Source organism: Cupriavidus sp. FW216-B1 (assembly GCF_058789195.1).
The window spans coordinates 95,671-117,569 of sequence record NZ_JBYTEL010000013.1 but is presented as its reverse complement, the minus strand read 5'-3'; the positions used below and the strand labels follow the sequence as shown (position 1 = coordinate 117,569).

Genomic DNA, 21,899 nt, shown 5'->3' with positions numbered 1-21,899 from the left:
CGCCGCGCCGGGGCGGCGTCCGCGCGGCATTGGCCCTGCCCCGGCAATTGCTCTCAAACCTACCGAAGGATGACCGGGTTTCAACCGTGCGGCTACTGTTGGCAGGCCCACATATAGCCCTTAATGAAGACACAGATGCCGCACGAGCCAGGGTCACGGAATAGGCGGCCGGCGCGGGTCCCGCGAAGTGCGCGGACCGGCTCCGGTGTTAAGTGTTCGTGCGGCTGGTCACGGGGAGAGGGAAATGATCAGTCAGCGTTCGGATCTGCACGTCAATCATGTGCTGGGTGCCTTGCCGCGCAAGGATTGGGAGCTGTTGTCGGCGCATCTCGAGCTGGTGCGCATGCGCGCCGGGCAACTGCTGACCGACTCCGGCCAGCGCATCCATCACGTCTACTTCCCCACCACGGCCATCGTCTCGATGCTGTCGCTGCTGGAAGACGGCGCCACGGTGGAGATCGCCGCCATCGGCAAGGAGGGGCTGGTCGGCATTCCGGTGCTCACCGGCGGCGACACCATGCCGTGCCGCGTGGAAGTGCGCACGCCGGGCTTCGCCTACCGCCTGTCCGCGGCCACGCTCAAGCAGGAGTTCCTGCATTCGCCGGCGATCCAGCGCGTCACGCTGCTGTACGTGCAGGCCGTGCTCACGCAGATCGCGCAGACCGCGGTGTGCAACCGCCACCACTCGCTCAACAAGCAACTGTGCCGCTGGCTGCTGCTGGCGCTCGACCGCATGGCTTCCAACGAGCTGGTCATCACGCAGCAGGTCATCGCCAACATGCTCGGCGTGCGCCGCGAGGGCGTGACCGAGGCCGCCGGCAAGCTCGAGGACCTTGGCCTGATCCAGCACAGCCGCGGGCACATCACCGTGCTCGACCGGCATGGCCTGGAAGCGCATTCGTGCGAGTGCTACAAGCTCGTCAAGCGCGAATTCGATCGACTGCTGCCGGCGCTGGCAACCGTCTGAAGCCGGCGCGGCCGATGGCCGACGGGCAATGGGGCGAGCGTGGCCGACGGGTCGGCCGCCCAGGGAGAATGCCGTGAACAGGTTGTTCTTTGCCGGCGCGACGCCGGCTGCGAATGCGCCGGCGCAGCCGCGCGCGCGCGGGCGGCGCGCGCTGCTCGACCACCTCGGCTGGATCGTCGGGCTCGCGGTTGCCGGCGGGGTGGCCGGCGCGCTGGTGGCGCTGTCCACGCCGCCGCGCTACCGGGTCGAGGCGCTGGTGCAGATGGCGCCGCGCAATGCCGCGCAGGGCAATGTGTCCGCGGCTCAGTTCGATGCCGGCATGCTGACCAGCCGCGCGGTGGTCGGGCCGGTGGTGGAGCGCCTGCGCCTGGACGTGTCGGCCGCGCCGGTGCGCGCGCCGCTGCTGGGGGCGCTCGCCGAGCGCCTGGCCGAGCCCGGCCGCGTGCTCGCGCCGTGGCCCGAGGGCCTCGGTTACGCCTGGGGCGGCGAGCGCGCGCGGGTGGACAGCCTGTCGGTGCCCGAGCGCCTGCTCAACGTGCCGCTCACGCTGGTGGCCCAGCCCGAAGGCCGCTACCGGCTCTACGCGGGCGAGGCCATGCTGCTCGACGGCGCGGTCGGCGAGCCCGCCGCGGGCAACGACGTGGAGCTGCAGGTCGGGCAGCTCGACGCGCGGCCCGGCACGCGCTTCGAACTGATGCGGCGCGATCCGCTGTCGGTGATCGACGCCATCACCGGCGAGCTGGTGGTGGACGAGCACACGCGCGACGCCGGCACCGTGCGCATCGCGTGGCGCTACCCGGACCGCAAGCTCGCCGCCGCGCTGGTCAACGGCGTGGCGCAGTCCTACATCGACAGCCAGACCAGCCAGCGCCGCGACGACGCCGCCGGCAGCCTGGCCTTCGTCACCAGCGAGCTGCCGCGCGTGCAGCGCGAGCTCGAGCGCGCGGAAGCGGCGCTCACGCGCTACCGCGCGCGCAGCGGCACGATGGCGCCCACGCAGGAGGCGCAGTCCTACCTCAACGGCAGCATGGACTACCAGCGCCAGATCGCCGCGCTGCGCCTGGAGCGCACCCGCCTGCTGCAGCGCTTCACCACCGACAGCAACGAAGTGCGCACCGTCGACACGCAGATCCAGGAACTGGGCAAGGTGCGGCGCGACATGGATTCGCGCATGCAGAACCTGTCCGAGACCGAGCGCGAATCGGTGGCGCTCACGCGCGACGTCAAGGTCGCCGAGGACATGTACATGACGCTGCGCAACCGCGAGCAGCAGCTCTCGCTGGCGCAGTCCGACCGCTCCAGCACCATGCGCATCGTCGACCCGGCGCTGCCGCCGGCGCGCCCGGACGGCCCGGGTCCGCTGCCGCTGGCCGGCGGCGGCGCGCTGCTCGGCCTGTGCCTGGGCCTGATCGGCGTGGCCGCGCGCCAGCGCCTCAAGCCCTCGGTGGCCGACGCGGCCGACGCCGAGGCGCGGCTCGGCATGCCCATGCTCGGCGAGATCGCCTTCAGCAGCGAGCAGGCCGAGCTCGAGCAGCAGGCCGAGGTGCATCGCCGCCTGGGCATGATGATGGGGTTCGCCGGCGCGCCCGGCCCGCGGCTCTACGCCCCGGCGCCCGGCACCGCGCTGGCCGAGCCCGGCGAGTTCGCCTCCAGCGAGGGCGACCGGCTGCTGCGCTGCGGCCTGCACGACCGCTTCCTGCTGGCGCGCCGCTCGCCGCATTCGGTCGCGGTGGAAGGCCTGCGCAGCGTGCGCGCGGCGCTGCATTTCGCCGTGCGCAACGCGCCCGACTGCGTGCTCGCGGTGACGAGCCCCGCGCCCGGCGCGGGCAAGACCTTCGCCGCGGTCAACCTCGCGGTGCTGTTCGCCGAGGCCGGCCAGCGCGTGCTGCTCATCGACGCCGACCTGCGCCGCGGCAGGGTCGCGCACTGGTTCGACCAGGCGCCCGAGCCGGGGCTGGCCGACCTGCTGGCGGGGCGCGCCGATCCCGCCACGGTGGTGCGGCCCACGGTGGTGTCCGGCCTGTCGCTGATCACCGCCGGCGCCACGCCGCCCAACCCGTCCGAGCTGCTGATGATGCCCGCGCTGGCCGAGACGCTGCGCATCTGCAAGGCGCGCTTCGACCTCGTCATCATCGACACGCCGCCGGTGCTGGCGGTGGCCGACGGCACGCTGGTGGCCAACCTCGCCGGCGCCACGCTGCTGGTGGTGCGCGCCGACGTCACGCCGGCCAGCCAGGTCGACGAAGCGCTCAAGCGCCTGGCGCGCGCCGAGGCCCGCCTGGCCGGCGGCATGCTCAACGGCGTCACGCGCCGGCGCAGCAACCGCGCGGACTTCGCCGCGATGAACCCGTACCTGGGCCTGCCGCTGCCGCCCGCGCGGCCCGAAGCGCTGGCGCTGGAGGCGCGCGCCGCGCCCGCTCCGGGCGCGGACCAGCATGGCTCCATGCCGGCGGCCTGACGGCCCGCGGCATGGCGCGGCGGCCGGCAGCGTACCCGTTTCTGCGTGCCCGCGGGCAGGCCGCGAGTGGGGCGCAAACGCGGTGCTTTCCGGCCCCGCATGCGCGCCGGCAGCGGGCTTCGGCGCCGCCGCCGGCACGCGCGCAACAACAAAGCGTACCCGTTTCTGCGTGCGCAAGATGCCAGGGGCCCAAGCCCCGTTTTTCATTGGGAGAGGTGATGAAACCGGTCTTGTTCGAAGGATGCGCCGGCTGGCTGCATGAAGCCGCGGGCAGCACGGGCGTGGTGCTGTGCAACCCGCACGGCCACGAGGCGATGTGGTCCCACCGCGCGTTCCGGCACCTGGCCGACGACCTCGCCGCGGCCGGGGTGCCGGCGCTGCGCTTCGACTATCCCGGCACCGGCGACGCCGCCGGCAGCGGCGCCGAGCAAGAGCACATCGCGTGGTGCGTGCACGGCATCCTGGCCGCGGTCGGCACCCTGCGCGAGCAGGGTGGCGTGGAACGCGTGGTGCTGTGCGGCCTGCGCCTGGGCGCGGCGCTGGCGGTGCTCGCGGCCGAGGCGCTGGCCGCGCGCGACCCCGCCGTGGTGGCCGGGCTGGTGCTGCTGGCGCCGGTGGTAAACGGGCGCAACTACCTGCGCGAACTGCGCGCGCTGCATACCGGCTGGCTCAACAACGTGATCCCCGACATCGCGCAGGCGCCGCCCGCCGACGGCGCGCTCGACGTGCTCGCCTACCGCTTCCAGGCCGACACCGTGGCCGCGCTCGAAGGCCTGCGCCTGGCGCGCCGCAAGGGCTGCCCGGCGCCGCGCGTGCTGCTGCTCGACGCCTGGCCGGGCACCGCGTCGCCGGTCGCAGAAATGGGTACGCTTTACCGCGCGTCGGGCGCCGAGGTCACGCTGGACGGCTTTCCCGAGTACGCCGGCATGATGCAGGCGGCCGAGTACGCTCGCGTGCCGGAGGCCGCCTGGCAGGCCGTGCTGGCGTGGCTCGGCCCGGTGCCCAGGGCCGCCGCGCGCGCCGCGCCGGCGGCGCAGGAGCCGCGCCCGGCGCTGGAGTGGGAGGTCGACGGCGTGCGCGAGCAGCGGGTCTGGCTGGACCACGGCCGCCAGTTCGGCATCCTGTGCCAGCCGGCGCGGCGCGCGCCCAACGGCGTGGCCATCGTGTTCCCGAACACCGGCGGCAACCACCACGTCGGCGACGGGCGGCTGTTCGTCATGCTGTCGCGCGAGCTGGCGCGCCACGGCGTGACCGCGCTGCGCCTGGACCTGTCGGCGCTCGGCGACAGCCCCGCGCCGGCGCGCCAGATGAGCATCCCCGCCGTATACGACCCCTGCGCCTGCGAGGACGCCAGCGCCGCGGTGGACTGGCTGCGCGCGCAGGGCCTGCGCCGCGTGGTGGTCTCGGGCGTATGCTCGGGCGCCTACATCAGCCTGCACGTGGCCCTGCGCAACCCCAACGTGTCCGGCGTGGTGCTGGCCAACCTCGCCAAGTTCCGCTGGGACGAGGCCGACACGGCCGCCGCCAGCGAGCGCGTGCAGTCCATGCGCGGCTACGCCGCCGCGGTGCGCCGCGTCGAGAACTGGCAGCGGCTGCTGCGCGGCGAGGTCAGGGTGGTGCCGATCCTCCACGGCTTCGTGCGGCGCGGCGCGCGCCGCCTGGGCCAGCGCGCCGCGTCCGCGCTGGCGCGCTGGCGCCGCGGCGAGGACACCACCACCGTGACCGGCTTCGCGCGCGCCGCCATGCGCGAGCTGGACCGGCGCGGCGTGCAGACCGACTTCCTGTTCGGCATGAGCGACCTCGGCCTGGAAGAAGCCAGGGACCGTTTCGGCGGCAACCTGGAGGCGCTGCAGGGGCTCGCGCACATCCGCGTGCGGACCCTGCCGAAGTTCGACCATTCGCTGTTCCTCGAGGAAAGCCGCGCGGCGCTGTGCGCCTACCTGGTGCGCTACATGGAGCAGCAGGCCGCGCGCGGCGAGGCGGCCGGCAGCGGCGAGCGCGTGGAGCTGGCCGACGCCGTGGCGGGCAGCGCGGGCGCCTGAGCCCGGCGCGGTTCAGTGGTTGTCGCCGGCAGCCGGCGCCGCCGCGCCCGCGTAGCGCTCGAGGAAGGCCGCGATCCTGGCGCGTGCGATCTGCGTGGCAAAGCCGCCCCAGTGATGGGCGAAGGCGTGGTCGGTGGCGCGCAGCAGGCAGGTTTCGTGCGGCACGCCGTGGCGGGCCAGCGCGTCGTCCAGCAGCCCGGCCTGCTCGGACGCGATCACGCGGTCGCTCAGGCCGATGAGCGTGATGGTGGGCGGGGTTTGCGCGCCGACGTGGCTCAGCGGCGACAGCAGGCGGTAGCGCTGCGGCTGCGCCGCGGGCGTGCCGCCGGCATACGCCCGCAGGGCGGCCCGTATGTGCGGCGGCGTGGCCGGCGCATCGTGCAGCCGCGCCAGGTCGGCCGGGCCGAACAGGTTGACCACGCTCCTGACCGCGACCGGCCGCGCCGCGCACGACGGCGGCAGGCGCGCGTCGCCCGCGCTGTAGGCGGCCAGCGCGGCGAGGTTGCCGCCGGCGGAGCTGCCCATGATGCTGATGCGCGCGGGGTCGACGTGGTAGTCGGCCGCATGCGCGGCGACCCAGCCCAGCGCGCACTTGACGTCGCCGACCTCGTCCTGCCAGCGCGCATTCGGCGGCATGCGGTATTCCACGTCGAACACCTCGTAGCCGAGCCCGTTCAGCCAGCGGTTCCAGTCCGGCGTCATGCTGCGGTTGCCGCGCACCCAGCCGCCGCCGTGCACCTGCACGATGGCCGGGCGCAGCGGGCCGTCGCCGGGCCGGCCGCTGCGCCACACGTCCAGCACCAGCCGGGTGCCGTCGGCGGCGGTGCCGTAGACCACGCTGCGCGCCGGCTGCGCCGGGCCCTTGTTGACGTGGCGCGCATTGGCGAGATAGTCGCGCAGCGACAGCGGCACCCCGAGCGCGCGCGCCTGCTGCCACGTGGCGATGGCCGGGACCAGGCCCATCGCCGCGGTCAGGATGGCCACCACCGCGGACAGCGCCGCGGCCAGCCTGGCGCCGGCGCGCAGCGCCGCGTACCACGACACCACCGCCGCGGCCGTGACCAGCAGCAGGTGCAGCGGGAACGAGAGCGCGAGCATCGGCACCAGGTAGGACAGCACTGCCCCGGTCCTGCCCGGCCCGCCCCAGTGCCACGGGATGAGCAGGCAGAGCGTCAGCGGCGCCGTGATCGCCACCAGGGCGCAGGCCAGCAGGGTCCAGGGCCACGTCCGGGCGCGGCGCGTCCCCAGGCTTGCGGTCTTGTGCATCGTTTTGTCTCCGCGATGTCGCGTGCCGCCAGCCGGTACCCCGGCATGGCCGGCACGGCTCAGAACTTGGTCCGGATGCCGAGCGTGGCGGCGAACATGCTGTCCTTGCCGCTGGCGAGATAGTAGCCGTTGACGAAGCCGCCCGCGGCGGTGTCCAGGCCGATGCCGGCGTGCTTCGCGTAGGCGCCGAGCACGTAGACGTTGGTGCGCCTGGACAGGCTGTAGTCGGCGATGAACAGCATCTGCCAGGGGTTCTTCGCGTTGGTGGCGGGCAGCCGGTTGAGGCTGGCGTTGGCGAGCTTGATGTCGTCGTAGTAATACGCCAGCATCAGGTTCAGCGCCGGCGTGGCGAGATAGTTGGCGCCGATCCAGTACATGTTGTCGCGCATCAGCGTGGCGCCCGCGCCGTTCTTGTCCAGGCCCCAGCGCACGCCGCCCTGCAGCGTGAGCGCGCCGTTGACGTAGTTGCCCGCGACGCCGGCGCGCCGGAAGGTGCCGCTGTCGCCGGCCGCGGTCAGGGTCGGGTTGTACTGGTCGTAGGCGACGGCGACGCCGTAGCGGCCGAGCGCGTAGTTGAGCGCCGTGCCGTAGCCGGTGTCGCGGCGGAACTGGCCCGGCACCTCGCCCGACGAGAAGATGCCGTTGCCGAAGGACCAGTGCGCCAGCGCGATCAGCGGGCCGACCTGGGCGGCGAACTTGGCCATGTTGTCCGAGCGCGAACTGTAGCCCCCGAGCGCGCCGGCCGGCTCGTATTTCGTGTACGCGGCCGGCGCGAAGTTGGCGAAGCCGTCGTAGATGGAGGTGCTCTGGCGGCCGAAGGTCACGCGCCACGCGCCGTGGCCGCCGAGGCCGACCAGGGCCTGGCGCCCGAACAGGCGGCCGTTGAAGGCCAGCCTGCCGTCGTCGGCGGTGAAGCCGCTTTCCAGCACGAACAGGGCCTTGAGGCCGCCGCCGAGGTCTTCCTCGCCGCGCATGCCGAAGCGCGAGCCGGCCAGGTTGCCGGAGCTCATGCGCACCGTGTTGTGGCCGGCGCCGGTGGCGTAGCCGTTGGCGGCCGTGGGGACCTTGTCGGAAAAGTGGCTCAGGTATTCGATGCCGGCGTCCATCACGCCATAGAGGATCAGGTTCGACTGCGACTGCGCCTGCGCCGATCCGGCGATCAGCGCGGTGCCGCCGGTCAAGATGGCGTTGCGCAAGTGCTTGCATGCTTGGGGCTGCTTCATCCTTGTCCACTCCTTTTTTCCAGTTGTTGGCGACATGGATCGCCGGCCGCCGCGGCTGGCGCGCCGCGCGCCGGTCATGCGCCGCGCGGCGCGGCGCGGCGGCGGCACGTGACGCGCACGGCGCCGTCCGCGGCGGCCCAGATGCGGGCCCGCCCGCCGCGCCGGTCTTCCTCGCTGTGCCGCACCGGGCCGCTGGCGGTGATCTCCGCGCCGTGCGGAAACTGCGCGCGCGGCAGCACCAGCTCGGTCGGCGCCGGCACCGCCGCGTCGGCCTCGTACTCGACGACGAACAGGCCCGCGCCGCGCTCGAAGGACATCGCGCCCAGGCGCCCCTGCACCGCGCACGCATAGGGCCGCGCGAAGCCGGCCACCGCGCGGCCGCCGTCGCAGGCCGGGTCGGCCGGGTCGATCTGGTCGGCCGAGAAGATCGAGAGGTCTTCCTGGTTCCACTGGTCGCCGATGCGCGGGTCGTTGCGGTTGCCCGCCGTGTAGTTCCACTGCGTGGCGCTGAGCAGCAGCCGGTCCAGCGCCTCGTACATCAGCTCGAGCGCCACCGTGTGCGGCGCGAAGGCGTCGCGCCTGCCGGCGGCCCACTGCGTGTAGGCCAGGCCGTCGTCGAGATCGTAGGGAATGCCGAATTCGCCGATCAGCGTGGGCGCGCCGCCGCCGGGAAAGCGGCGCGCGGCGTCCCTGAGCGCGGCCAGTTGCCGCACGTGCCGCTCGCGCAGCGCCGCCGGCCCTTCGGCGCGCTCGCCGGTCAGCAGGTCGACGCTGGCGCCGGGGTCGAAGGTTCTGGCCATCACCAGCGCCAGGTCGTACCAGTGGCAGGTGTTGACCGACTGCGCCGGCATGCGCGCGGGATAGTCGCGCCCGGTGAGCATGCCGATCGGATCCATCTGCGCCATCAGCAGCCAGTCGGCGCGGTGGGCGCGGATGCGCGCCGCGGCCTGGGTGAAGAACGGCGCGAACACGTCCTCGGCGATGTCCAGCCCGCGGCCGTCGACGCGGTCGAAGGCGTGTTCGTCGAGCGGCACGGCGATGCCGTCGTCGAGCCGGTAGATGCCCGCGCGCTCGAACGGGCAGGCCGCGCCGTCGCGCCAGATCGGGCGGGCGGCCGCGTTGAGCACGCGGGTGGCGCGCGGCGCGGCGGCGCTCGACGGGTCCAGCGGATTCGACGGATTCAGCGCGACCTCGGTCGGGATGCCGCGCGCGGTCGCCAGCGCCGCGAGCGGCGTGACGACGGGCCCGGGCAGCGGCAGGCCGCGGTCGGTCGAGAGCGCCTGCCCGAGCCAGCCCAGCCCCGGCTCGTTGAGCATGTCGAAGCCGATCACGTGCGGCAGGTCGCGCACGCGCAGCGCGATCTGCTCGGCCGCGCCGAGGAAATGCTCCAGCAGATAGTCCTGCACGTTGCGTCCCGCGATGCGGAAGTCCGGCGTCAGCCGGCGGCCGGCCCAGAACAGCGTCCACATGATGCCGTTGGCCGCCAGCCGGTAGTTGAGCGGCCAGCTCATGCGCGCATAGCCGGGCTGGAGCGGGCTGGCGTCGGCGAAGTCGAAGCGGTGCTGCATGACGTGCGCCGCGTCCGCGGCATCGAACGCGCGGCAGTCGAGCCCGACCGCCTCGAGCGTCCAGCCCGGCGCGCCGTCGCCGCCGCTCATGCGCGACCACGCATCCTGGTGGAGGTCGACGAACACGTACAGGCCATGCTCGCCCGCCTTGCGGCAGATTGCCGCGAAGTAGTCCAGGTAAGCGTGGTCGTATTGTCCGGGGCCGGCATGCTCGATGGCCTCCCAGGTGGCGAGCAGCCGCAGGCAGTTGAAGCCCCAGCCGCGGATGCGCGCGAGGTGCGCGTCCGCCTCCGCCAGCGGAAACGGGCGGCCGACGAACGAGACCTCGCGGTGGTCCGCGAAGTCGGTCGGGTACTGGGTGCCGCCGCGCGGATAGGGGACCTTGCTGTCGCCGCCGAGGTTCACGCCGCGCAGCAGGATCTGCCGGCCCTGGACATCGATGAATCGTTCGGCTTCGGTATGCAGGCGTGTCAGTGTCATGTCGTTCCCTGTCGTTCCCATGTCGGAGGTCGCAAGTTATTAACTTTCCAGTAGGTTAGTTTGTTTGCGCGAAAAGTACACATGGGGTTTACAATGGCACGCGGCAATTGCCCCCAAATCCGAAATCGGAGCCATCAGTGAAGCCCAGGAGAACGCGCGAGCACAGCACGTCCAACGCCGAGATGTCCGCGCAGACCAAGGCCGGGATCCTGAACGCCGCGATCGCGTGCCTGGCCGAGCTCGGCTACGCCGGCACCACGATTTCGGAAATCGCCGATCGCGTCGGCCTGACGCGCGCGGCCCTGATTTACCATTTCGAGAGTAAACACGCGCTGATGGCGGCCGTGATCGACGCCATCTACGACGAGATGGCGGCGCGCTTCGCCGCCGCGGCGCCGCCGTTCCTGGCGCCGCGCGAGCGCCTGCTGGCCTTGCTCGACTCCGCCGGCAACCACGCCTCGTCGGTCAACCAGATCGCGCTGCTCGAGCTGCTGCTCGCGGCGCGCCGCGACCCGGGCTTCCAGGCCGAGGTGCTGCCGGCCATCGCGCAGCGCGAGGCCGCGTTCGACGGCGCCTGGCGCGAGGCCATCGGCGGCCTGCCCAACGCGCCGCGCCTGGAGATGCTGCGCGACCTCAGCGTCGCGGTGCTGCGCGGCGTCACCATCGGCCGCTCGCTCGGCCATGACGTGGTCCGCATCGACCACCAGCTCGCGGAGCTGCGCCGCCTGTTCGTCGAAGCCATCACGCCCTAGGCGGCGGGCGCGCCGTTCAGGGTTTGTCCCGGTTGTCCATGATATTTACTGATGTGATAGTAAATTATCGACGGCGCCGTGGCGCCGCCGCGACCGCAGCCGCGGCCGGCCCCGTGCCGCCGCGGTCCGCTCATGCCGGCATGGCGCCGGCGCCATGACCGGAAATGCCACATGCCCGCACGATCCTCGCGTTTTCGTCCGGTAGTCCCGATTGCCGCGCTCACCGCGCTCGCGGTGGTGGCCGCCGCCATCGGCATCGCCGGCGGCGGCGTCGCGTCGCTCGCCGGCACGCGCGCCGCGCCGGGCGGCCCGGCCGCCGCGCAAGCCATCGTCGGCGACGGTCTCCACGGCCCGCGCGGCATGGCGTGGATTCCCGGCGGCCGGTTCATGATGGGCAGCGACCACGAATTCGCGCAGGCCAACGAGCGCCCCGCGCACGAGACGCGCGTCAGCGGATTCTGGATGGACGTGCATCACGTGACCAACGCCGAGTTCCGCGCGTTCGTGGCGGCCACCGGCTACGTCACCAGCGCGGAGAAGGCGCCCGGCTGGGACGCGCTCAAGGCCCAGTTGCCGGCGGGCACGCCGCGCCCGCCGGACGGCGCGCTGGTGCCCGGCGGGCTGGTTTTCGTCGGCACCGAGCGGCCGGTGCCGCTGCACGATTATTCGCGCTGGTGGCGCTTCGTCGCCGGCGCCGACTGGCGGCACCCGGGCGGGCCCGGCAGCGCCATCGCGGGCAAGGACGACCATCCCGTGGTGCAGGTGTCCTGGCAGGACGCGCAGGCCTATGCGCGCTGGGCCGGCAAGCGCCTGCCGACCGAGGCCGAATGGGAGTTCGCCGCGCGCGGCGGGCTGGAGCAGGCCACCTACGCCTGGGGCGACCAGTTCGCGCCGGGCGGCCGGCAGATGGCCAACGTCTGGCAGGGCCGGCAGCCCCAGCCGTTCCCGGTGGTCAGCCCCAGGGCCGGCGGCGCGGCCGGCACCAGCGCGGCGGGCACGTTCCCGGCCAACGGCTACGGGCTCTACGACATGACCGGCAATGCCTGGCAATGGGTGGCCGACTGGTATCGCGCCGACCAGTTCCGGCGCGTGGCGCGCGCGGGCCGTGTCGAGGCCGACCCGCGCGGCCCGGACCATAGCTGGGATGCCGCCGGCGTGCCCGCGCGCGCGCCGAAGCGCGTGATGCGCGGCGGCTCGTTCCTCTGCAGCCAGGACTATTGCCTGAGCTACCGCCCGAGCGCGCGGCAGGGGACCGACCCGGACAGCAGCATGTCGCACCTGGGCTTCCGGCTGGCGCTGGACGAGGCCGCGTGGCAGGCGCAGCGGGCCGCGCAACAACCAGCACCGCAAGCCGCGCCACAGTCCGCACCACAGGTTGCACAACAGGCCGCCGCCGGCGGCTGAAGCGCGCGCCGGCGCGGACCCCTCCGCCCCAACCAGCCGACACGGGAGGCATCACCGCATGAATCCACGCAACCGCATGAGGGCCGCGCGCGCCGGCCTGGCCCGCGCGCTGCGCCACGCCGCGCGCTGGGCCGCCCTGCCGCTGCTCCTGTGCGCGGGCACGCCGCACGCGCAGCCGCAGCCGCAGCCGCAGCCGCAAGCCCGGCCGAACATCCTCTGGATCACGGTGGAAGACATCACCACGCTGATCGGCGCGTATGGCGACCGCGCCGCCAGCACGCCGAACATCGACCAGCTGGCCCGCGAGGGCGTGCTCTACACCCACGCCTACCAGACCGCCGGCGTGTGCGCGCCCGCGCGCGCGGCCATGATCACCGGCACCTATCCGACCTCGGTGGGCGCGCACCACATGCGCACCGGCAGCGCGGAGCTGCCCGGCGGCGGCGCTAGGCCCAGGCCGGAAGGCATTCCCGCGAGCTATTCGGTGGTGCTGCCGCCGCAGGTCAAGGCGTTCCCCGAGCATCTGCGCAAGGCCGGCTACTACACCACCAACAACCAGAAAGAGGACTACCAGTTCGAGGCGCCCGTCACCGTGTGGGACGAAAGCGGCCCGGCCGCGTCCTACCGCAACCGTCCCGCGGGCAAGCCCTTCTTCGCGGTCTACAACTTCTTCCTGACCCACGAGGCGATGGTGGCCCTGCGCAAGGACGCGCTGCTGGCGGAGCCGGCCGCGGTGGCGGTGCCGCCGGTCTTCCCCGACACCGCGGCGGTGCGCGGCGACATCGCCCGCATGTACACCAATATCGCGCTGATGGACCGGCAGGTCGGCGAGCTGGTCCGCATGCTCAAGGACGACGGCGTGTACGACGACACCGCGATCTTCTTCCTGGCCGACAACGGCGGCAGCCTGCCGTGGATGAAGCGCGAAGTGCTCGAGCGCGGCACGCGCGTGCCGCTGATCGTGCGGCTGCCCGGCGGCCGGCGCGCCGGCACGCGCAGCGACGCGCTGGTCAGCGGCGTCGACCTCGCGCCGACCGTGCTGTCGCTGGCCGGCGTGCCGGTGCCCGGCTACATGCAGGGGCAGGCGTTCCTCGGCGGGCCGCCGGCGCAGGCGCCGCGCAAGTACGTATTCGCCGCGCGCGACCGCATGGACACCGAGTACGACCGCGTGCGCATGGTGCGCGACGCGCGCTACCGCTACCTGCGCAACTACATGCCGGACAAGCCGTATTACCAGAACCTGCGCTTTCGCCTGATGCTGCCGATGATGCAGGACATCCTGCGGCAGCGCGACGCCGGCACGCTGTCCGCCGCGCAGGCGGCGTGGTTCGGGCCCAAGCCCGCCGAGGAACTCTACGACGCCGAGCAGGACCCGTGGGAGCAGCGCAACCTGGCCGGCGACCCGCGCTACCAGGACAAGCTCGCCGAACTCCGGCAGGCCCTCGACGCCTGGACCATGCAGTACGGCGACCTCGGCGCCGTGCCGGAGCGCGACATGCTGGCGCGCATGTGGCACGGCGCGAGCGAGCCGCCCGCGACCGCCACGCCCGAGGTGATCGCGGTGGCCGACGGCGTGCGCATCGCGTGCGGCACCGACGGGGCGTCGATCGGCTACTGGATCGAGCGCCGCGCCGCGCCGCCGCCCGCCGCCGCCCACATCGTGCAGAGCTGGGACTACGAGCGCCTGGCCGGCGAACTGTTCGGCGGCAACTTCGCCCGGCTCGGCGACAAGCGCCCGGCCGCGCCCGCGTGGACGGTCTACGGCGGCGAGGTCATCCCGCTCGCGCCGGGCGAGATCCTCCACGTCAACGCGATGCGCATCGGCTATCGCGCGGCGCGCGTCGACTACGCCGACGGCCGCGCGGTCGTGCCGCCGGCGCGCTGATGCGCGCGTCCTTATGCGTGCATCCTTATCCGCCAACACAGGCAAGGGAGAAAAACCCATGACAATCCGTTCGCGCATGCGCGCCGCCGCGCTGCTGGCCGCCGCGTTTGGTGCCGTGTTTGGCGCCACGTTTGCCGCCGCATCCGGCGCCGCGCCCGACGCGGCGCGGGCCGCGGCACAGACGCCCACACAAGCGCCCACACAAGCGCCCGCACAAGCGCCCGCACAAGCGCCCGCACGGACAGCCGCGCCGACGCGCCCCAACATCGTCGTGCTGGTCGCCGACGACCTCGGCTGGGGCGATCTCGGCAGCTACGGCCATCCGGTGTTCCGCACGCCCAACCTGGACCGCATGGCGGCCGAGGGCCAGCGCTGGACCAATTTCTACGTGAGCTCGCCGGTCTGCTCGCCGAGCCGCGGCGCCATGCTGACCGGCCGCGTCGAAACCCGCACGGGCCTGTACGGCGTGGTCAACATGGTGCAGATCGAGGACGATCCCTACGGCTTCCCGGACCGGGAGACGACCGTCGCCAGCCTGCTGCGCGACGCCGGCTACGCCACCGCCCTGTTCGGCAAGTGGCATCTCGGCGACGCGCCGCGCGCCTACCCGACCCGCCACGGCTTCGATTCCTGGTGGGGCACGCCGATGTCGAACGACGCCTACTTCATCGGCGGCGTGTCCACCAGCGAGCTGCGGCGCCGCTACGCGGCCGGCGAATCGCCGCTGGCGCTGTTCTCGCTGTACTACGAGCAGGCCACCGCGAGCTTCCGCCATCCCAGGAGCGAGTACTGGAACCTGCCGCTGATCCGCAGCGAGCGGATCGCGAAGGCGGGCGGGGCCGGCTATCGCGACGAGGTCATCGAGCGGCCGATCGACCAGCGGCAGTACAACCGGCGGCTGACCGACCAGGTGGTCGGCTTCGTCGGCGGGAAGCACGACAAGCCGTTCCTGGCCTGGGTCGGCTACGAGAAGCCGCACCTGCCGCACCTGCCGGCGCCGGAGTTCGCCGGCAGCAGCAAGGGCGGCCCGGTGGGCGACGCCATCGCGGAGCTCGACCACAGCGTGGGGCGCGTGCTCGATGCGCTGCGGCGCAGCGGCAACGCCAAGGACACCGTGGTGGTCTTCGTCTCCGACAACGGCCCCTGGATCCTGTACGAAGACATGGTGGGGTCGGCGGGCATCCTGCGCGACGGCAAGGCATCCACCTACGAAGGCGGCTCGCGCGTGCCGGCGCTGTTCTGGTGGCCCGGCACGATCCGTCCGGCCGTGGTGGACGGCATCGGCGCGACCTACGACTTCCTGCCGACCCTGGTCGCGCTCGCCGGGGCGAGGCTGCCCGACGCGGCCATCGACGGCGTCGACCTCGGGCCGGCCCTGCGCGGGCGCGCGCCGAGCGCGCGCCAGGTGCTGCCGTACTACTACAAGGGCCGGCTGCAGGCGTGGCGCGACGGCGACTGGAAGCTCAACCTCTACGAAACCAGCGGACGCCCGGGCGGCCCGCAGCGCAAGCTGGACAAGCCCACGCTCTATCACCTCGGCCGCGATCCCGCGGAGAAATACGACCAGGCGGCGGCCGAGCCGGCGATTGCCGAACGGCTGGCGCGCGCGGCGCTGGCCTTCGAGGCATCGATCGCCAGGGCCGAGCCGGAGTTCGACCGCGTCAATGCGGCATTCGCGCCGCCGGCGGCCGGCGGCGCGGAGCCGAAGCGGAGTTCAGACGGAGTCGAAGCGAAGTAACAGTGCAGCAGAAGTGAAATCGAAGCGCAACCGAAACAAAAAAGGAGACGAGGAACATGCAGAGAAAGATATCGCTCATGCAGTGCGCGGCCGCCCTGCTGGCATGCGCGGCCGGCGCGGCCAGCGCGGGAGACCTGAAGGTGGTGGTCCGCAACGTCCAGGGCAGCGAGGGCACGGTGCGCGTGGGACTGTTCAACAATGCCGGCGAGTTTCCGAAAGGCCCGCTGTTCCGGGGCCAGGAGCAGGCCGCCGCGCCGGGCGAGGTCGTCGTGATGTTCAAGGACCTGCCGGCCGGCGATTATGCGATCATCGCGTACCAGGACAGGAACGGCAACGGCGACCTCGACAAGAACGTCATCGGGATCCCGGTCGAGCCGCTGGGTTTTTCCCGCGGCGCGTGGATCACGAGCGGCCCGCCGGCCTTTGGCGAGGCGAAGTTTTCCTTCGACGGCGCCAGCCAGACCCAGGCCGTCGGGCTGCGCTAGGCGCGGCGGGGCGGGCCGCGCGGGGCGGCGCCGCATTGTTTCATGTTGGATCGGATCAGCAGCAGAGGAAGTTCATGACGGCAGAAATCAGCGGCCAGTGGGATTGCGTCTCGCAGACGCCCAACGGCGAGCAGCACTCGGTGCTCACCATCGTCGGCACCGGCGCCGGCACCTTCGGCGGCACCAACGCGAGCGAGAAGGCCTCGGTCGAGGTCACCGACGGCGAACTGGACGGCGACCGCGTGAGCTTCAGGATGAAGCTCACCTCGCCGCTGCCGCTGTCGCTCAAGGTGGAGGCCGTGCTGGCCGGCGACACGCTCGAAGGCACCATCGCCGCCGGCATGTTCGGGCGCTTTCCGATGCGGGCCACGCGCAGGGCCTGAGCGCGCCCGCCGTGCCCGCCGCGCGCCGGCGCGGTCAGCGGCCCTGCACCACCTCCGCGTCCTGGTAGCGGTAGCTCAGGTAGCGGTACTTGCCGAAGTTGTAGTGCGCGCGGTACCAGCGGCCCTGCACGTTCAGGCCGTTGAACAGCACGCCCCTGACCTCGCCGCCGCCCTGCCGGATCGCCTTGCCGGCCGCCTCGAGCTCGTCCATCGTGGTGGCGTCCGCGCGCGCGACCATGAACACGGCGTCGGCCTTGGTGGCCAGGATGCCGGTGTCGGACGCGGCCAGCACCGGCGGCGTGTCGATCAGCACCACGTCGTAGCTCGACTTCAGCGCGGCGAGCAGCGAGTCCATCATCGGGCTGAGCAGCAGGTCGGCGGAATGCGTGGGCAGCGTGCCGGTGGGAATGAAGTCGAGCCCGGGCACCACCTGCCGGCGCACCGTGTCCTCCACCGGCGCGCCGTGCAGCAGCTCGGTCAGGCCGGGGCCGCGCGCGGTGTCGAAGCGGTGGTTGAGGTTGCCGCGGCGCAGGTCCGCGTCGATCAGCACCACGCGCTTGCCGCCGGCGGCCAGCACCGCGGCGAAGTTGGCGCAGATGAAGGACTTGCCCACGCCCGGCGAGGGGCCCGTGACCAGCACCACCGGATGGCGCGTGCCCAGCAGCGAGAACTGCAAGGCGGTGCGGAAGCTGCGCAGGCTCTCCATCGCCGGGTCCTCCGGCATGCGGCAGGCCAGCAGCGCGTTGGGTCCGCCCTGCGCCGCCAGGCGCGACTGCTCGGGGCTGAACGGGATCGTGGAGTAGACCGTGAAGCCGGTCTGGTTCTCGATGTCGTCGGCCTCGGACACGGCGCCGTCGAGCAGGTGGCGCAGGAACACCACGATCAGCGCGCCGGCCGTGCCGAGCAGCGCGGCGAACATCACCAGCAGCTTGCGGTCGGGCCGCACCGGCTGCAGCGGCACCTCGGCCGGGTCGACCAGGCGCGCGGTGCCGACCTTGCTGGCCTTGGTCAGGCGCAGTTGCTGCGCGTCGTTGAGCAGGGTCTGGTACATCTCGGTGCTGACCTTGACGTCGCGCATCAGCCGCACCACGTTCTGCTCCACCTCGGGCAGCTTCTGGATGCGCGTGGTCACGGCGGCCAGCGCGGTGTTCAGGCTGCCGATCTGCTCGTCGATGATGCCGATGCTCGGATGGTTGCCGGTGAAGCGCGTCACCAGTTCCTGGCGCTTCTGGCGCAGCTCCTGCAAGCGGGTCTGGATCTGCACCGACTGCGCCAGGATCAGCCGCGACTCCTCGGTCAGGTCGATGGTGCCGCGCTGGTTGCGCAGCGCGTTGTAGCGCGTCTCGGCGGTCTCCACCTGCTGCTTGACCTGCGGCAGCTGCTGCTCGAGGAAGGCCAGCGATTTCTCCGCCTCCTCCGCCCGGCGGCGCACGTTCTGGTCCACGTACTCGGTGCCGATCTCGTTGAGCGTGGCGGCGATCAGGTCGGGGTCGGGGCCTTCGAGGGTGATGCCGATCACGCCGCTGGACTTGCCGCGCTCGGAGATCTGCAGGGTCTGCTGCAGCAGCGCGATCGCGTTGGCGCGCGGCACCCGCGTCACCGTGAATTCGGCGCCGGGCCGCGCGTCGAGCTCGGCCACCACGATCTCGACGTTGCCGCGCGCGGTCGGCGCCAGCAGCGTCTGGCCCACGGTGCCGGTGGCGCCCTTGTCGTCGCCGTCGACGGCCAGGCGGTAGCGCTGGCCGTCGAGCGCGGTGATCCGCATGCGCTTGCCTTCCAGGCGCGCCGGCACGTCGAGCCGCGTCACCGCGATGTGCTCGTCGCCCCAGACGAAGCCGCCCCAGCCGAACAGCCCGGGCTCGGACAGCCCCGGGTTGTAGCGCGCCAGCGGCTGGCCGATGAGCGGGAAGTAGCGCGGCCGCGCGTCGATGAACAGGCGCAGGTTGTCCACCGCCTTGCCCACCACCATGCGCGAATGCAGCAGCTCGATCTCCGCCGACGCGGCCGGCTTGACCTCGAACACGGGCGCGATGCTGGCGGCGAGCTTGCCGCCGGCGTTGCTGTTGCCGGTGTCCTCCACCTGCACCACGATGTCGGCGCGGTAGACCGACCTGGTGAAGAATGCATAGGTCGCGCCCAGCAGGAAGATCGTGCCGGCCACCGCCACGAAGGTCCAGCGGTAGCGCACCAGGATGTCGAGATAGCCGGTCAGGTCGATCCCTTTCTCCCGGGCCGGGTGCGGCGAGCCCGGCAGTATGTCGTGCGGATTGATCGTGTTCATGCTACCTCCCCGTGGTATGGATCCCGTGCCATGGCGCGAATCCGCTCCGACCATGTGTCGACGCCCTGTCCGACGAGCCCGAGCACGATCCGGAACATGTTCTGCGAACAGCCGTAGGGGTCGGGTACGTCAGCGTGCATGAACTCGCAAAGCCGGTAGATCTTGCCGCGTGCCTGCGGAAACTGGCGCTCCAGCGCCTCTCTTTGTTCTGTGTCCATCACCAGCACCAGGTCGGCGCCGCTGACCATGCCGCCGTCCAGCGCGCGCGCGCGGTGGCCGGACAGGTCCAGCCCCCGCTCGGCGAGCAGCCGCACGGCATGCGGGTCGGCCGCGGCGCCCTCCAGCGGCGCCAGCCCGGCCGAGGCGATCGCGCATCCGGGCAGCGCGTCGCGCAGCAGGTACTGCGCCATCGGGCTGCGGCAGGTGTTGCCGATGCACACGACCAGGATCGAGCGGATCATGGCATCTACTTGATGGCCGTGGCCGAGCCGATGACCGGGCCTGTCGACGGAATCAGCAGGTTCATCACGCGGCTCCAGCGCACCAGCTCGCGCGCGTCCACGTAGACCACGTCCTTGGCTTCCAGCTCGAAGCCTTCGGCGATGGCCAGCGCCACCGGCGAGGTGCCGTCGAGGTGGTAGACCTTGGGCTTGCTGTCGGTGTCCTTGCGGATCACGAAGATCTGCTCGGCGTTGGCCGAGCCGGGGTTGACGCCGCCGGCGTCGCCGAGCGCCTCGTTGAGGGTCATGCGGCCGTTGCGCATGAGCAGCGTGGTGGGGCGCACGACTTCGCCGGTGACGAAGATCTTGCTGTCCTCGCGCTGCTCCACGCGCACGATGTCGCCGTTCCTGAGCAGGATGCGCGACGGGTCCACGCCGCGCGCCAGCAGCGCCGGGATGTTGATGCGCCAGCTGCGCTCGCCGCGCGTCAGGCGGATGCGGCTGTTGTCGCCGGTCAGGTTGACCACGCCGCCGGCGCGGTTGAGCGCCTCGATCAGCGTCATCGGCGCGTCGTCGATGGGCAGCATGCCGGGCGTGCGCACTTCGCCGTCGACGTAGACGCGCTGGCTGCGGAAGGCCAGCACGCGCACCGTCATCTGCGGGTCGCGCACCACGCGCGAGAGCACGCGCGCGATCTGGTCGCGCACCTCGTTGGCGGTCTTGCCGGCGACCTTCATCACGCCGGCGTACGGAAACTGGATGTCGCCCTGCGCGCTGACCACGTAGCCAGGCACGTTGGCGCCGCCGCCCACCGCCGGGATCTCGTAGGCCGCGCCGATGCTGTAGGTCTGGTTGGGGAACACCAGTTCGGGGTGGTCCCACACCACCACCGAGACGATGTCGCCGGGGCCGATGCGGTAGGGCTCGGGCGTGGCGAACAGTTCGTCGATCTTGTCGAGCTCGCGCTGGGCCACGTTGCGCTGGTTGCGCACCAGGTCGAGCGTGATCGGCGTGATGTCCGGCGTCGCGTCGGGGCCGACCGCGGTCACTGGCGCCTTGGCGTCGAAGTGCATGCCCGGCGAACTCGCGCACGCGCCCGCCAGCAGCGCCGCGCACAGCATGGCGAACGCGGCCAGCGGGCGCCCCGCGCGGCGCCGGCCATGCGCCTGTCCGCTCCGTGGTTCATCCCGCTGTTCGTCCGTGCCCCGCGCTTCCTGGTCGATGGTCTCGTTCACGGCAGCCTCCCCGCTCTGACGGGCCCGGCGCAACGACTGCGACAGTCCCCCGTGTTGTCATCCTAGGACGCCCGGCACCTCCCATCGGTGCGCTGTCCCACATTGGCGGGGGCTCGCGGAACCGGCGCAAAGCGGCGCCGGGCAAGGCGCGGCGGGCCGCGCGGGGGGACGCCGGCGGGCGGCTGGCGATGATCGATTGGCGGCTCGCGACGACAGAATGGCGAGGCCCAGAAGCACGGCGGGAAGCGCCGCCGGACAGACCCGGCCGCGCTTCCCGCGCGGGCGGCGCGGCGCGGGCGCTAGCGCATCGCCGAGGCGCCGGCGCCATACTCGGCGGCGGCGCGCACCGTGGCGCGCGGCGCGGCGTCGTCGCCGCTGACCCACTCCAGCGAGGCGCCGCGCTGGAGCGCCGCGTAGACCGCCTCGCCCTTGTTGCGCACCTTGAGCCGCTGGTACAGCGTGCAGGCGTGGCTCTTCACCGTGGCCACCGAGATATTGAGCATGCGGCTGACGGTCTTGATCGGGTGGCCGCGCGCGAGCAGCACCAGCACCTCGTACTGGCGCGGCGTGATCTGCAGCATCTCGGCCTCGTCGTAGGCGGTCTCGCCGTGGCTGCCGGCGTCGCCCGCCGGCGCGCCCTGGCGCGCCACGGCGGCCAGCGAGTCGCGCGAGCACGGCGTGGCCTGGATGCGCCCGCCCGCCGGGCCGCAGGCGGCGCCCTCGGCCAGCGGCGCCAGCACCGGCACGCGCCCGCCCGGCGGATAGCCGCCGACCGGCACGCCGGCCTGGCGGCCGCCGACGCCGCGCACGTGCTGGCCGCCCACCATCGCCAGCCGGATGCCAGCCTCGAGCACGGCCAGCGAAGCGGACTTGGGCAGGCAGCCGCAGATGCCCTGCGCCATCGCCAGCGCCGGGATCTGCAGGGGCAGGACGTCGGCGAGCAGCAGCAGGCGCTCGGCGCTGAGCACGGTGCGCACCTTGTTGAGAAGCTGCCAGCCGGTATCGGTGTCGGCCGGCATGCCGAACACGAGGAGGTCGCAGTGATTGCCGTCGAGCAGGGCGACGTCGGCCGGGTCGACGGTGATGACGTGGTCCACGCCGTGGATGCGTTCGAGCATCTGCAACAGGCCCAGACGCAACAGAGGATGACCCTCGATGAGCAGCGCGTTCATGTTCTTATTCCCCCGTTTGATTGCGGCAGGAAACAGGTTGAACGCAGCGGAATATGGACCTGCACGACCCAAGCTGCTGGCTTGCGTCGCCCCGATTTATCCCCGTACTACCGTCAGGCC

Annotated in this window: 16 protein-coding genes; 9 read left to right on the top strand and 7 right to left on the bottom strand. The window is 72.4% G+C overall.

The features are described from left to right. The first annotated feature begins 244 nt into the window (after positions 1-244). From AC3WXD_RS24000 to AC3WXD_RS23990, 3 genes are all read left to right on the top strand, one after another. Positions 245-967: a Crp/Fnr family transcriptional regulator gene (locus AC3WXD_RS24000; protein WP_020423794.1), complete on the top strand. Its 723-nt coding sequence runs from the start codon at positions 245-247 to the stop codon at positions 965-967. An 82-nt stretch (positions 968-1,049) separates the two neighbouring features. After that, positions 1,050-3,425: a polysaccharide biosynthesis tyrosine autokinase gene (locus AC3WXD_RS23995; protein ID WP_492324866.1), complete on the top strand. Its 2,376-nt coding sequence runs from the start codon at positions 1,050-1,052 to the stop codon at positions 3,423-3,425. Positions 3,426-3,643: 218 nt separating this feature from the next. After that, positions 3,644-5,467 carry an alpha/beta fold hydrolase gene (locus AC3WXD_RS23990; RefSeq protein WP_492324851.1) on the top strand — a complete coding sequence of 608 codons (1,824 nt, stop codon included), beginning with the start codon at positions 3,644-3,646 and terminating at the stop codon, positions 5,465-5,467. A gap of 12 nt (positions 5,468-5,479) precedes the next feature. Here the strand turns inward: AC3WXD_RS23990 and AC3WXD_RS23985 are convergent, their stop codons facing one another. The 3 genes from AC3WXD_RS23985 to AC3WXD_RS23975 all read right to left on the bottom strand — a co-directional run bounded on the left by AC3WXD_RS23985 (position 5,480) and on the right by AC3WXD_RS23975 (position 10,004). After that, positions 5,480-6,733, bottom strand: coding sequence for an alpha/beta hydrolase fold domain-containing protein (locus AC3WXD_RS23985; RefSeq protein WP_492324850.1), 1,254 nt, complete (start codon positions 6,731-6,733; stop codon positions 5,480-5,482). 59 nt (positions 6,734-6,792) lie between these two features. Then, positions 6,793-7,956 carry a porin gene (locus AC3WXD_RS23980; RefSeq protein ID WP_492324849.1) on the bottom strand — a complete coding sequence of 388 codons (1,164 nt, stop codon included), beginning with the start codon at positions 7,954-7,956 and terminating at the stop codon, positions 6,793-6,795. A 74-nt stretch (positions 7,957-8,030) separates the two neighbouring features. Then, positions 8,031-10,004: a cellulase family glycosylhydrolase gene (locus tag AC3WXD_RS23975; protein ID WP_492324848.1), complete on the bottom strand. Its 1,974-nt coding sequence runs from the start codon at positions 10,002-10,004 to the stop codon at positions 8,031-8,033. 137 nt (positions 10,005-10,141) lie between these two features. On the opposite strand from AC3WXD_RS23975, the gene AC3WXD_RS23970 reads away from it, so the two are divergent. From AC3WXD_RS23970 to AC3WXD_RS23945, 6 genes are all read left to right on the top strand, one after another. Beyond that, positions 10,142-10,756, top strand: coding sequence for a TetR/AcrR family transcriptional regulator (locus AC3WXD_RS23970; RefSeq protein WP_231401609.1), 615 nt, complete (start codon positions 10,142-10,144; stop codon positions 10,754-10,756). A 171-nt stretch (positions 10,757-10,927) separates the two neighbouring features. Continuing rightward, entirely contained in the window at positions 10,928-12,160 is a 1,233-nt protein-coding gene (locus tag AC3WXD_RS23965) for a formylglycine-generating enzyme family protein (RefSeq protein ID WP_492324847.1), read from the top strand. A 58-nt stretch (positions 12,161-12,218) separates the two neighbouring features. After that, positions 12,219-14,045, top strand: coding sequence for a sulfatase family protein (locus tag AC3WXD_RS23960; RefSeq protein ID WP_492324846.1), 1,827 nt, complete (start codon positions 12,219-12,221; stop codon positions 14,043-14,045). Positions 14,046-14,103: 58 nt separating this feature from the next. Then, entirely contained in the window at positions 14,104-15,783 is a 1,680-nt protein-coding gene (locus AC3WXD_RS23955; protein ID WP_492324845.1) for a sulfatase-like hydrolase/transferase, read from the top strand. A gap of 56 nt (positions 15,784-15,839) precedes the next feature. Further along, entirely contained in the window at positions 15,840-16,268 is a 429-nt protein-coding gene (locus tag AC3WXD_RS23950; RefSeq protein ID WP_155888084.1) for a DUF2141 domain-containing protein, read from the top strand. A 74-nt stretch (positions 16,269-16,342) separates the two neighbouring features. Then, positions 16,343-16,651 (top strand): hypothetical protein, encoded by a 309-nt coding sequence (locus AC3WXD_RS23945; protein WP_059412010.1) that lies wholly within the window; start codon positions 16,343-16,345, stop codon positions 16,649-16,651. 34 nt (positions 16,652-16,685) lie between these two features. Here AC3WXD_RS23945 and AC3WXD_RS23940 read toward each other — a convergent pair whose 3' ends face one another. The 4 genes from AC3WXD_RS23940 to AC3WXD_RS23925 all read right to left on the bottom strand — a co-directional run bounded on the left by AC3WXD_RS23940 (position 16,686) and on the right by AC3WXD_RS23925 (position 21,779). Next, positions 16,686-18,932: a polysaccharide biosynthesis tyrosine autokinase gene (locus tag AC3WXD_RS23940; RefSeq protein ID WP_492324844.1), complete on the bottom strand. Its 2,247-nt coding sequence runs from the start codon at positions 18,930-18,932 to the stop codon at positions 16,686-16,688. Beyond that, the gene (locus AC3WXD_RS23935) at positions 18,929-19,393 is read right to left on the bottom strand and encodes an arsenate reductase/protein-tyrosine-phosphatase family protein (RefSeq protein ID WP_492324843.1); all 465 of its coding nucleotides are present in this window, start codon (positions 19,391-19,393) and stop codon (positions 18,929-18,931) included. Before AC3WXD_RS23935 ends, AC3WXD_RS23940 begins: the two co-directional genes overlap by 4 nt. 5 nt (positions 19,394-19,398) lie before the next feature. Then, on the bottom strand, positions 19,399-20,493 hold the full coding sequence (locus tag AC3WXD_RS23930) for a polysaccharide biosynthesis/export family protein (RefSeq protein WP_029043679.1): 1,095 nt from the start codon (positions 20,491-20,493) through the stop codon (positions 19,399-19,401). 413 nt (positions 20,494-20,906) lie between these two features. After that, positions 20,907-21,779 (bottom strand): helix-turn-helix transcriptional regulator, encoded by an 873-nt coding sequence (locus tag AC3WXD_RS23925; protein WP_020203300.1) that lies wholly within the window; start codon positions 21,777-21,779, stop codon positions 20,907-20,909. Positions 21,780-21,899: the final 120 nt, after the last annotated feature.

Bases quoted from the DNA above. Each gene is read 5' to 3' on its own strand.
- AC3WXD_RS23980 (WP_492324849.1), bottom strand. From the start codon at position 7,956: ATGAAGCAGCCCCAAGCATGCAAGCACTTGCGCAACGCCATCTTGACC.
- AC3WXD_RS23925 (WP_020203300.1), bottom strand. From the start codon at position 21,779: ATGAACGCGCTGCTCATCGAGGGTCATCCTCTGTTGCGTCTGGGCCTG.
- AC3WXD_RS23945 (WP_059412010.1), top strand. From the start codon at position 16,343: ATGACGGCAGAAATCAGCGGCCAGTGGGATTGCGTCTCGCAGACGCCC.
- AC3WXD_RS23940 (WP_492324844.1), bottom strand. From the start codon at position 18,932: ATGAACACGATCAATCCGCACGACATACTGCCGGGCTCGCCGCACCCG.
- AC3WXD_RS23950 (WP_155888084.1), top strand. From the start codon at position 15,840: ATGCAGAGAAAGATATCGCTCATGCAGTGCGCGGCCGCCCTGCTGGCA.
- AC3WXD_RS23935 (WP_492324843.1), bottom strand. From the start codon at position 19,393: ATGATCCGCTCGATCCTGGTCGTGTGCATCGGCAACACCTGCCGCAGC.
- AC3WXD_RS23965 (WP_492324847.1), top strand. From the start codon at position 10,928: ATGCCCGCACGATCCTCGCGTTTTCGTCCGGTAGTCCCGATTGCCGCG.
- AC3WXD_RS23990 (WP_492324851.1), top strand. From the start codon at position 3,644: ATGAAACCGGTCTTGTTCGAAGGATGCGCCGGCTGGCTGCATGAAGCC.
- AC3WXD_RS23955 (WP_492324845.1), top strand. From the start codon at position 14,104: ATGACAATCCGTTCGCGCATGCGCGCCGCCGCGCTGCTGGCCGCCGCG.
- AC3WXD_RS23985 (WP_492324850.1), bottom strand. From the start codon at position 6,733: ATGCACAAGACCGCAAGCCTGGGGACGCGCCGCGCCCGGACGTGGCCC.
- AC3WXD_RS23975 (WP_492324848.1), bottom strand. From the start codon at position 10,004: ATGACACTGACACGCCTGCATACCGAAGCCGAACGATTCATCGATGTC.
- AC3WXD_RS23930 (WP_029043679.1), bottom strand. From the start codon at position 20,493: ATGCTGTGCGCGGCGCTGCTGGCGGGCGCGTGCGCGAGTTCGCCGGGC.
- AC3WXD_RS23960 (WP_492324846.1), top strand. From the start codon at position 12,219: ATGAATCCACGCAACCGCATGAGGGCCGCGCGCGCCGGCCTGGCCCGC.
- AC3WXD_RS24000 (WP_020423794.1), top strand. From the start codon at position 245: ATGATCAGTCAGCGTTCGGATCTGCACGTCAATCATGTGCTGGGTGCC.